Origin of the sequence: Clostridium sp. (assembly GCF_016650095.1) — a bacterium.
Taxonomy (GTDB): Bacteria; Bacillota; Clostridia; order Clostridiales; family Clostridiaceae; genus Clostridium_AD.
This window is the reverse complement of record NZ_JAENWL010000069.1, coordinates 1-12,833: the sequence shown is the minus strand read 5'-3', so window position 1 is coordinate 12,833 and position 12,833 is coordinate 1. Positions and strand designations below refer to the sequence as shown.

Annotated in this window: 5 protein-coding genes; 2 read left to right on the top strand and 3 right to left on the bottom strand. The window is 32.7% G+C overall.

The window, feature by feature from the left end; all coding sequences use genetic code 11:
• Positions 1–729, bottom strand: a 729-nt coding sequence (locus tag JJE11_RS06265; RefSeq protein ID WP_291633702.1) for a CPBP family intramembrane glutamic endopeptidase, incomplete at its 3' end; no start/stop codon positions are given.
• A gap of 234 nt (positions 730–963) precedes the next feature.
• Positions 964–2,151, bottom strand: coding sequence for a cation diffusion facilitator family transporter (locus JJE11_RS06260; protein WP_291633700.1), 1,188 nt, complete (start codon positions 2,149–2,151; stop codon positions 964–966).
• 171 nt (positions 2,152–2,322) lie between these two features.
• Here JJE11_RS06260 and JJE11_RS06255 point away from each other — a divergent pair, with 171 nt between their 5' ends.
• Positions 2,323–3,624, top strand: a complete 1,302-nt coding sequence (locus tag JJE11_RS06255) for a M18 family aminopeptidase (RefSeq protein ID WP_291633698.1) — start codon at positions 2,323–2,325, stop codon at positions 3,622–3,624.
• Positions 3,625–3,833: 209 nt separating this feature from the next.
• On the top strand, positions 3,834–12,407 hold the full coding sequence (locus JJE11_RS06250) for a glucoamylase family protein (RefSeq protein ID WP_291633696.1): 8,574 nt from the start codon (positions 3,834–3,836) through the stop codon (positions 12,405–12,407).
• 78 nt (positions 12,408–12,485) lie between these two features.
• On the opposite strand, the gene JJE11_RS06245 is transcribed toward JJE11_RS06250, so the two are convergent.
• Positions 12,486–12,692, bottom strand: a complete 207-nt coding sequence (locus tag JJE11_RS06245; RefSeq protein WP_291633694.1) for a hypothetical protein — start codon at positions 12,690–12,692, stop codon at positions 12,486–12,488.
• Positions 12,693–12,833 lie beyond the last annotated feature (141 nt).

The window sequence follows — 12,833 nt, the reverse complement described above, 5'->3', positions numbered from 1 at the left end:
TATGCATTTAACAGTCTTTTTCTCTTGTCTAAACCTTACATATATATATATGCTAATTATTAATAAAACTATGCTCACGGCTAAACCTGCTTCAGGTACAAAATATGTTCCTGATAGTAACCCCTCTCTTATCTTAAAATTAACAGATACATTATAATTAAAAATATTATTTAAAAATAAAATTCGTTGTGTTAAGTTCCAAGTTATATGAAATCCCACTGCCATCATTAATGAATTTGTTTTAATTACTATAACTGAAAGTAATATACCTATAATACTTGCATTTATAATTCCTATCCAGAAATAATAACTTGATGAATATGAAAAAAAATGTAAGCCTCCAAAAATTGCTGAAGATATGATTATAGATTTTACTATACTGAATCTCTTAAGTAATTTTTGCAATATATATCCTCTAATAAGTGATTCTTCAAATAAGGCTACTGCCAAAAATTTTATCCCGTAAATCAAAAATAACAATGAAGATTTTTTCAAAGCATTAGTTTGAAAATTATATGTGCCTTCACAAAATAAATAAACAATTAGTGTATAAATTATAAAGCCAATAATACCAACAATAATTCCTTCTATAAGTAACCTTATACCTCTTTTATCAACATGTATTAGAAAGGATTTTATACCTTCTTTATGTACTATCTTTCTTATTAGTAATAAAACTGCAAATAATATGAAATTAGAAATCCCGGTTGAAATAGCATTTGAATACATTAATCTACCCTCCCATCAATTTACATTTACTTGCATTTTGAAAAAATTCTTATGTGATTTGGTATGTTTCAGTCTAACTTAATTCATAAAATAATCTCCTATTCTTCTATATCCTTTATTCTTTTTATTTTTTCGATTCTTCATTATTATTTGTTTCAATAAAGCTAATGTGTTTTTAATAAACAGCCTAGATTAACCTTCGTTAAACTAGGCTGTTTCCCATGTACTTTTTTCCTACTGTACCCCTAAATAATTTCTATCCAGTGTCATCACGATATTGTAATTAGGATGACACTTGTTAAGTTCTTTACTAATTTCTTCTGCTAATTTAATTTCATCATTTGTGGTAAAGCTTGAATTAAAATCAATTACAACATCAAAGACTAAATTTTTATAGTCACCATCGCCTACAATTCTAAAATCATGAATAGATTTTATTACAGGGAAAAGTTTTAATACATCTAAAAGTTCTAATCGAGAGATGTTAACATCTTTATTATTTGTGTTTATAGGGTCCATGTGAATGACTAGATATAAGTCAAATTCCTGTGAGATTTGTTTTTCAGCTTTGTCTATGATTTCATGAATTGTAATTATAGAAATATCACAGGGAACTTCGGCATGTACAGAAGCCATGCATCTACCGGGTCCATAGTTATGTATAACTAAGTCATGGGCACCAGTAATATAATCATAGGATAATAACTTTAATTTAAGCCCTTCCACTAAGGCCACATCAGGAGCCTCTCCAAGCAGGGGATTCATAGTTTCTTTAATAAGTGAATAGCCAGCATATATTATGATAAGGGATACTAGTATACCTATGTATCCATCTATGGGGAAGTCAATCCAAATAGACAGAAGTAGCGATAGTGCAACGCAACTTGAACTAATTACGTCACTTAGTGCATCAGTGGAGGAAGCTTCTAGTGCGGAAGATTTTATAGCCTTACCTAAAGTCTTATTAAATCCACTAATCCAAAGTTTAAAGCCTATAGATATTAATATTAATATAAAGGGTATAAGTTTGAAAATTACGGCTGAGGGATGAATTATTCTATCAAAGGATGTTTTAATAAACTCAAAGCCTACTAGTATTACTAAAAAGGAGACTATAAGTCCAGAAATATATTCAAGCCTTCCGTGACCAAAGGGATGCTGCTTGTCTGGTGGTTTACTAGCCAGTTTAAAACCTAGAATTGTAATAACTGAGGAAGCTACATCTGATAAATTATTAAAGGCATCCGCAGTAATCGCTATGCTATTTGATATTATTCCAATAATCAGTTTTGTAGCAAAAAGAATTAAGTTTACTATAATTCCAACTACGCCACCTAGGTAACCATAGGAATCTCTTACTTTTTTATTAGTGACATCTTGATAGTTTTTTATGAATTTTGAAATTAAAAATTTTGATAACATTTTCCCACCTCAGATTATAGTATAATTCTAATCATTAATTCTAAACATATATTTGATAATTAATTATATCATTAATTTAGAATTTATAGAAAAATAATAATTTTTTTTGTTATACTAGTGAAGGGGATAAGCAAAGTGCTTATGCCCCTAATATGCATTGGAGGAATATATATGAGTAATGAATTAGAATTTGCCCAAAATCTTATTGATTATATTTATGATAGTCCAACAGCTTTTCATGCTGTTGCAAGAGCTAAAGAAGATCTATGCAAAGAAGGCTTTATGGAAATTAAGGAAGCAGAAAAGTGGAAGCTTGAAAAAGGCGGAAAGTATTTTGTGACTAAAAACGATTCTGCACTAACTGCTTTTGTAGTTGGAAAAGGGGAAATCGAAGAAAATGGCTTTAAAATTATTGGAGCTCATACAGATTCACCTAGCTTTAGAATAAAACCATCACCTGAGATGGTGGTAGATGATACATATGTAAGATTAAACACAGAGGTTTATGGTGGGCCTATATTAAATACTTGGATGGATAGGCCACTCGCAATAGCTGGAAGGGTAACTTTAAGAAGTGAAAATATTCTATATCCAGAAACTAGGCTGGTGAATGTTAAAAGGCCTATAATGATAATACCTAATTTAGCTATTCATATGAATAGAGATATAAATACTGGAATTGAACTAAATAAGCAAAAGGATACACTGCCACTACTTTCAATGGTAAACGAAGAATTAGAAAAAAATAATTACCTTATTAGTGCTATTGCAAGTGAGTTATCTGTAGAACACAAACAAATTATTGATTTTGATTTATTTCTTTATGAATATGATAAAGGTTCAATTATCGGACTAAATAATGAATTTATCTCAAGTTCAAGATTAGATGATTTAGCTATGGTACACGCAGGAATAAGAGCGCTAACTAGAACATCTGCAGTAGAGGCAACAAATGTACTGGTTTGTTTTGATAATGAAGAAGTAGGAAGCTCAACAAAGCAGGGGGCTGACTCAAATATGCTAGTTGATATCTTAGAGCGTATTACAATATCATTAGATAAAAATAGAGAAGATTTTTTAAGAGCGATTTCTAAATCTTTTGTAATATCTGCAGATAATGCTCATGCTGTTCATCCTAACAGTCCGGAAAAAAATGACCCAACAAATAAGTCGTATTTAAATAAAGGGCCAGTTATAAAAATTAGTGCGAGTCAAAGCTATACTACTGATAGCAATTCTGATGCAGTTTATGAACTAGTTTGTGAAAAAGCAGGGGTGCCAGTACAAAAATTTGTTAATCGTTCTGATGCTCGTGGTGGCTCAACCATAGGACCAATATCTTCAACTCATTTAAATATACGCTCAGTAGATATGGGAAGCCCAACTCTAGCTATGCATTCTATAAGAGAACTAGGTGGAGTAATAGACCATACTTATGTTACAAGATCATTTGAAGAATTTTATAAAATTTAATACAAATAAAAGAAAAGAACTCACAATGTTTCATTGTGGGTTCTTTTCTTTTATTTTTACTAATAATTAAACAATTAGTTGGAGATAATAATTTGAGTAAGCTTTAAAACTCATAAATATTATTGACAAAAAGTGTTGAAAGGGTGGTTATAGTGACATATGTTACGTTAGGGGCAATAGTCGTAATAAGTATTTTGATTTACATATTGGTGAGAAAAAAAATTTTTTATTATAAAGAAGAAAATCTACTAAAAGATGTTCCAAGCATAAATGTGAATAGAGAGGATTTAGAAAGACACGCCTCTGAAATAGCACGCCATTACGCTGATGTCAAAAATACTAATTGTAAGAAAAAGCTTATTAGTAATTTAGATAGAAGTTATGCAAAGATTTTAAAAGGCTATGAGAATATAGATATAGAAGGAAAAAATAAAAAAGAGATATTACCTGCTGCAGAATGGCTTTTGGATAATCTTTACTTGGTAGAGAAGGAGTATAAGAGCATAAAACAAAACATGCCACAAACATATTATAATGATCTACCGGTGATATGCAAAGGGGTTATGAAGGGCTATCCTAGGGTTTACCATATTGCAATTGAAATAGTATCTCACACAGATGGTAGGATGGATGAATCAGTTATCGCAAATTTTATTAAGGCGTACCAAAAGAACGCTGTACTGACGTCTGGTGAACTTTGGGCTATTCCTATAATGCTACGATTAGCCTTAATTCAAAATATTAGTAAGATAACTGAGAAAATTGTTAAAGCAGAGCAAGATAAACAAGAGGCAGAGCTCGTTGCAGAACAGTTAATCAATGCATTTAATGAAGGTAAAATTAACGCAGAGATATCTTTATTAAATAGTGGAAAATTTACATTCAATTCCCATTTTACTGAAAGATTATTGAAACTATTAAGGGATAATGGTATTGATTCTAAAGAAGTTTATCATTTTATAGATGAAAAACTTCACGCGCAGGAAACAAGTTCAGATAAAATTATATCCTTAGAACATCAGATAGAGGCCAGTTTTCAAATATCTATGGGAAATTCTATTAATAGTATAAGAGTCATTGAAGGATTAAATTGGAAAAATTATTTTGAAAAACTAAGTTCTGTAGAGGGTATTTTGAGGGAGGATCCCTCTTGTATTTACGGAGAAATGGATTTTAAATCAAGAGATAAGTATAGACATGAGATAGAAAAAATATCTAAATACACAAAGCTTCCAGAATCCTTTATAGCTAAAAAAGTTATCGAATGTTGTAATGATATTGAGACCACAGAAAACAATACCTATAAACGGCATGTTGGGTATTATTTGATAGACGAAGGGCTACATGAATTGAAGGGGAAATTAGGGTATAAAGATACTGGAATACAAGGATTTAAAGGTGACATAAGGAAGAATATAGAAAACTATTATATTGGTACTATTATTGTATTTACATTGTTAATAGTATCTATATTTATTGTTCTCAGCCTATTAAATGATAATGACAAAGCACTATGGAGATATGTTGTAGCTGTAATTGCCATATTAGTGCCTTGTAGTGAAATAGCAATATCAATTTTTAACTGGAGTGTAAGTGTTCTAAGTACTCCTTCTTTTATTCCGAAAATGAATTTTAAAGGAGCAATACCGGAGAAATATAGCACGGTAGTAGTAATTCCAACCTTATTAAATAATGCGTCTAGGGTAGCGGAGTTAATACATGATTTAGAAATATACTATTTAGCCAATGCCCAAAAAAACCTGTATTTCATGTTGCTTGGGGATTTTAAGGATAGTGATACTAAAGAGGAAAAAGGAGATAAAGCAGTAGTTGATGCAGGGCTTTTAGCCATAGAATGTTTAAATAAAAAGTATTGCAAAGATGGAGAAACGATTTTTTTCTTTTTAAATAGATATAGACAGTACAATAAAAAAGAAAACAAGTGGATAGGATTTGAGCGAAAACGAGGAAAGCTTATGGAGTTTAATGAGTTTTTAAGAGGGAGCGAAAATACTAGTTATGACGTAATAAGTAGAAATGCCCGTGACCTTAGAGCAGTAAAGTATGTTATTACCTTGGATGCAGATACAATGCTTCCAAGGGACTCTGCGAAAAAACTAATAGGCGCTATGGCACATCCACTAAATAACGCTGTTATAAATTATAGTAAAAAGAGTGTTTCCCGTGGCTATGGGTTAATGCAACCAAGGATAGGGGTATCTATTTTTAGTGCAAACAAAACTCAATTTTCAAAGATATTTTCTGGTGAAACAGGGATAGATATGTATAGCACTGCGGTGTCAGATGTATATCAGGATTTATTTGGAGAGGGTATTTTTACTGGAAAGGGAATCTATGATGTAGATGTTTTCAATTATATGTTAAAAGATGAAATACCTGAAGATACTGTATTAAGCCATGACTTGCTAGAGGGATCCTATGTTAGGACCGCATTAGTTACAGATGTGGAATTTATAGATGGATACCCATCCTATTATAATTCCAGTGCTATGAGATTACACCGGTGGACTAGAGGAGATTGGCAATTGTTGCCTTGGCTTAAGAAAGCTTCACCAATAAACAAAATGGCTAAATGGAAAATATTCGACAATTTGAGAAGGAGCTTACTGGCACCTTCTATTACAATTTTGCTTATACTTACGCTAGCAGGCATATTGCCTGATGGTACGGATAAATGGTTTATTACAGCCTTTGTTGCGCTACTTGCACCTATACTGTTTGATGTAACCGAAGCAGTAGTTTCTCCAGCTAAAGGTATTAGTTTAACGGGTAAAATTCAAAATAGTAAGATGGCAATACAACAGGTATTCTTGATTTTTTGCTTTATTCCTTTTCAAGCATACCTGATGCTAGATGCCATAATTAGAACATTATATAGGTTAAAAGTAAGCAAGAAAAATTTACTAGAGTGGCAGACAGCTGCAGACATGGAGGTGAAACTAGGGAAAAGGCTTAAAGATTTCATAGCGACCATGTGGATGGGTAGTGCAATTTCAATTTTGATTTTACTTCTAGCATTTAATTCGAGTATGAGTATTGGGATCATTAGTATACCTTCTTGTGTGATTTGGTTTTTAAACCCCGTAATTGCTTATGTAATAAGTCTTGAAAGATGTTTAGAGACATTTGAAATCACGATTGAAGAAGAGGGTTTTTTAAGGAAGTTAAGTAGAAAAACTTGGGCGTATTTTGAGGATTTTGTCAATGACGAAAATAATTGGCTTGGACCAGATAATTACCAAGAAGATCCGCCTAATGGGTTAGCTCGCAGAACTTCACCAACCAATATGGGGATGGAATTAACTTCAAATTTAGTGGCCTATGATTTGGGATATATAGGAATCATAGACGCTGTATCTAGAATAGACAAGATTATGTCTTCAATGGAAGACATGGCTACTTACAAAGGTCATTTTTATAATTGGTATGATACTACAACTAAAAATCCACTTTATCCTAGATATGTGTCTACTGTGGATAGTGGGAATTTAGTTGGGTACCTGTGGGTAGTTGCACAGGGTCTAGAGGAATATTTATCTAATTCAATATTTAATCTTGTGCAATTCAAGGGTTTACAAGATACAATGCGTCTAGCTAGTGAAGAATTAGAAGAATTCTCAGGAGCGAGTGAATTATATCATGGAGTGATGCAGAGTATTGATAATGATAAAATAGATTTTAACTCTTGGAAAACTGTGCTTGTAGACATAGAAGCGATAAGCATGGAAGTAGAAAAAATTGGAACGGAAAAGCAGTTGTATTGGAATAAAAAGCTCAAAGATGATGCGAATGGGTTTTTAGAGGAAATAAATGAATTTTTCCCTTGGTTTGATTTTATCCTTGAAAAAAGATTTGATTCAGAGATTAGTAATCATTTAAGGAGCTTACTTGAAAATACAGCTTTAAATCGCATTCCAGAAAAAACATCTAACATAATAAATATGTTAAATAGTAAGTCGAATAGCGATGGACCTATAGCAGAATTGAAAATTTTATTACAAAACACAAAACAAAACTCACAAATGATTATTAACAATATAGAGAGCTTAAAAGAAAGACTTAACTCTATGGCAGAAGATACAGATTTTAAAATGTTATATGATGAAGACAGAGAACTGTTTAGTATTGGTTATGATGTGGAGAATGATAATATTGGCAAGAGCTATTATGATTTACTGGCTTCTGAGTCAAGGCAGGCTAGTTTTGTTGCTATAGCAAAAGGTGATGTTCCTAAAAAGCATTGGTTTAAGCTTGGTAGAGCTATGACTCTTATGGGGAAAAGTAAGGGATTAGTTTCTTGGAGTGGAACCATGTTTGAGTACATGATGCCCCTTCTTATAATGAAAAATTATGAGGGGACAATGCTAGATGAAACTTACAAAGCGGTAATTCAGGCACAAAAAGAATATTGTAATGAAAGAGGGGTACCTTTTGGTATATCAGAATCGGCTTATTATAATTTTGATGTAAATTCAAATTACCAATATAAAGCATTCGGAGTAGCTGGAGTAGGCTTAAAACAAGGCCTAGAAGATGAATTGGTCGTTTCACCATACTCTACTGTCATGGCACTCCAAACTGATTTTAGAGGAGCTTATGATAATCTTCGCAAACTTGCGAGTGAAGGATTGGAAGGGATTTATGGGTTATATGAAGCTATAGATTATACAAAAAGCAGAATATCTAAAGATAAATCTAAGGATATTATTAAATGCTTCATGATTCATCATGAAGGAATGAGCTTAATGGCGTTAGATAATGTATTATTAAACAATATTCTACAAAAAAGATTTCATGCTTTGCCGAAGGTCAAGGCTACAGAGCTATTACTTCAAGAAAAAATTTCTAAGAGAGTAATATATGATAGAGAACGCAAATTTAATGTATCTGGAATTACTATGGGAAAACAAAAGATTATAGTTAGAAAATATTCTACAGCCAAAACAGAATCGCCAGAGACACACTTAATTTCTAATGGAAGTTATTCACTAATGATTTCTAATAGTGGGTCAGGGTATGCTTCAAGAAATAGAACTATGATTTACAGATGGAAGGAGGATGTGACTAAAGACAATACAGGTATGTTTGTGTATATCAAAGATGTGAATGAAAATGAATACTTCAGCGCAGCTTATGAACCTTGTAAAGTGGAAGGAGATAGCTATGAAGTAACTTTCTCTTTAGACAAAGCCGAATTTACAAGGGGTGATAATAATATAACTACTCGCACGGAAATCACTGTGTCTACAGAAGATGATTCAGAGGTAAGAAGACTATCGATTACAAACCATGGTACCATCAGTAAAAATTTAGAAATAACCAGCTATTTTGAAGTAACGCTAGCTCATTATGATGCAGATATAGTGCATCCAGCTTTTGGGAATTTATTTGTGAAGACAGAGTATGTAGATAATCCTAGTTGTATCCTAGCAACGAGAAGGCCTAGAGCTAAGGGAAAGAAACAACCGTGGATTATGCAAACTATTGCAACTAATGGGATTACGGTAGGAACCGTTCAATATGAGACTAGCAGAGTTAATTTTATAGGACGGGGTGAAAATACAATACATCCTATCAGCATGAAGAACGGATCACGCTTATCTAATACTGTAGGCGCGGTGTTAGACCCAATAATGAGTTTAAGAAGAAAAATTAAGATAAAACCTGGTGAAACATGCATTATAGCTTTTACTACTGCGATAGCTGATAGTAAATCTGAAGTAATAAGTTTAGCTAAAAAATATAGTGAACTTCACAATGTGAATAGAGTGTTTGAGCTAGCATGGAGCCAAACTCAGGTAGACATGAAATATTTAGGTATAAAATCTACCCAAGCAAATTTATACCAAGTAATGGCTTCTAAAATTTTGTTTTTGAATTCTACCTTTAAAGAAAGAGAAGAATATATAATAAAGGTGTCAAAATGGCAATCTACTCTTTGGGGATATGGTATTTCAGGAGATTTGCCGATAATGCTCCTCATAGCAAGGGAAAGCAAAGACAAAGACTTAGTTCGTCAACTTTTAAACGCCCATGAATACCTAAGTATTAAAGGGTTAAGAGTTGATTTAGTAATAGTGAATCTTCAAAAAACCTCATATGATCAACCTCTACAAACTGATATTAAGGATTTAGTAGGGAGTAGCCACTTAAGGGATAAAGAAAATAAACCTGGTGGACTCTTTATACTTAATAGGGCTAATATAATGGATGAAGATATAGATCTTTTGATAGCTATATCTAGAATAGTTATAGACTCCGGTAAGGGAATGTTAGTATCTCAAATTAAAAATAATTGCGAGGAAATAGAAAAACAACCGTTATTACAAAAGACAAAAAATGCAATTACATTTAAGCCTCACAAGTTTAATATAAAGCCGTTAGAGTATTTTAATAATTTAGGAGGATTTAATGTAGAAGGTGAAAACTATACTATTCTACTTAAAGATTTTAATAATACCCCAGCACCTTGGATAAATGTAATCTCAAATGGTTGTTTTGGATTTCATGTGTCAGAAAGTGGATCAGCTTATACTTGGTACGAAAATAGTAGAGAAAATAAAATTACTACTTGGTCTAATGATTGGGTAAGTGATGAATGTTCAGAAGCTATATATTTAAGAGACGATGCCTTGGGAAATGTATGGAGTATTACACCTAAACCTATAAGGGATGGTGGAGAATACTTAATTGAACATGGGTTTGGATATTCAAATTTCAAGCATGAGGCTTATGGAATTATGGGTGAAGTAACCATGTTTGTGCCAATGGAGCATAACGTTAAACTATGTAGGATAAAACTTGTGAATAATAGTGATATACCCCGAACGTTAAGTATAACCTACTTTGCGGAGATTGTAATGGGTGTTGTGCGAGAACATACTGCTCAGCACATTGTTACTTATCTGAATGATGAAAAGAAATATATTTATGCTACAAATTGTTATAGTCAAAATTTTGGTAAATTAAATGCCTTCTTAAAATTATTTGGAGGTGAGGAGCAAACCTTCTCTGGCAATAGAAGTGAATTTTTAGGTAGAGGAGGGAGCGTAGAAGATCCTGAGGCACTAAAGAGAGTAGGGCTATCAAACAGCGTAGGAGCTGGAATGGACCCATGTCTAGCAGTTACTTCAAAAATTCATTTAGAACCTAATATGGAAATTGAATTAGTAGCTATGCTAGGCGAAAATGAGAATTTAGATAGTATTTCTGATACTATTAATGAATTTGAAGATTTTGAAAGAGTTGATACGCAGCTCGAAGTAGTGAAGGATTATTGGGATAAGATACTTCATACGGTACAGGTTAAAACTCCAGATAAGAGTATGGACTTAATGCTTAATGGATGGTTAATGTACCAAACTATAGTATGCCGATTATGGGCAAGAACTGCTTTTTATCAATCTGGTGGAGCTTATGGCTTTAGAGATCAACTTCAGGATGTAATGTCACTAAGTATGATTGAGCCTAGCATGACTAGAAAACAAATTTTGTATAGTGCCTCAAGACAATTTGTTGAAGGTGATGTGCAGCATTGGTGGCATCCAGTTGTGGATAGCGGAATAAGAACAAGATTTTCTGATGATTTATTATGGCTACCTTATGTAGCTATGGATTATATTAAAAATACAGGAGATTTTGCTATTCTTGATGAAGAAGCAGCATATTTACAAGATACGCCATTGGCTGATGGAGAAGATGAAAGATATAGTATTTCAGGAAAGGCAGATTTTACAGGTAGCATATATGAACACTGCATAAAAGCCATTGATAAAAGTCTTAAATTTGGTCCTCATAATATTCCATTAATGGGAAGTGGAGATTGGAATGATGGAATGAGTACCGTTGGGAACAAGGGAAAAGGCGAAAGTGTATGGCTTGGATGGTTCTTATATAATATACTTGAGAATTTCTTTAAGGCCTGCAAGTATAAAAACGATGATGAAAGACTCCAAAGATACAAAGAGATGCAAGAGCATATAAGAATAAATCTAGAGGAGAATGCATGGGATGGTAATTGGTATAGGAGAGCATATTTTGATGATGGAACGCCGTTAGGTACATCTGAAAATGAAGAGTGTAAAATAGATTCGCTATCTCAATCATGGGCAGTTATATCAGGAGCTGCAGATAAAAAAAGAGCAGAGGAGGCTATGAATTCATTAGAACGTTACTTAATAAAAGAAGATAATGGAATGATCTTACTCTTAACTCCACCTTTTAACAAATCTACTTTAGAGCCAGGTTATATCAAAGGTTATGTGCCTGGAGTTAGAGAAAATGGTGGTCAATATACACATGCTGCAACTTGGGTAATTCTTGCTTTTGCTAAACTGCACAAAGGTAATAAGGCAGCAAAGCTATATAATATGATAAACCCTATAAATCATACACAAACCCTGGATGAGTGTGAAAAATATAAAACGGAGCCTTATGTAATGGCTGCCGATGTTTATGGAAAGAAACCTCATGTAGGAAGAGGAGGGTGGAGCTGGTATACTGGAACCTCAGGATGGATGTATCAAACTGGAATAGAATATATTCTAGGGTTTAAACTAAAAGAGGGAAAGGGTTTTACTATTGAACCTTGTGTGCCAGATGAATGGTCAAACTATGAGATTATTTATAAAAAAGATAAATTCGAGTATGTGATTGAGGTTAAACGTCAAGGAGAGAAAGGTACTTGGCTTGATGGAAATTTATGCGCAGGTGGATTAGTACCATTTATTGAGGGAGTGCATAAAGTGGAGGTTATAATTTAAAAAAATGGATGACTTCTAAAAAGAAGCCATCCATTTTTGTATGTGATTGAAAGTATAACTAGAGTCTCAAAATCAAAATTAATCTTCTATATCTAAAAATTCTTCACCACCGTAATAAGTATAGTCAAATTCCGCATTAGATATATTCATTGAGACAATAGGATCAGTTACTGGGTCAGGCAACATTGTGGAATCCGTTTCTGAATAAGATCTTATATCTGTCGGTTCTAATTCATAAAAATCTCTTTCATAAGGTGGATAAATTACTATTTGGTCTTTAGACATTTTAATACCTCCCTTTAATTTAATAAATATTAGTTTTAGTTTATATTAAGTAGTGTTCCACAGAAGAGAGAAAAAAATGAAGGTAATATTAGGTACTCTAAATAATATGATTGCATAAAATGAATAAGATTAGCATAAAAT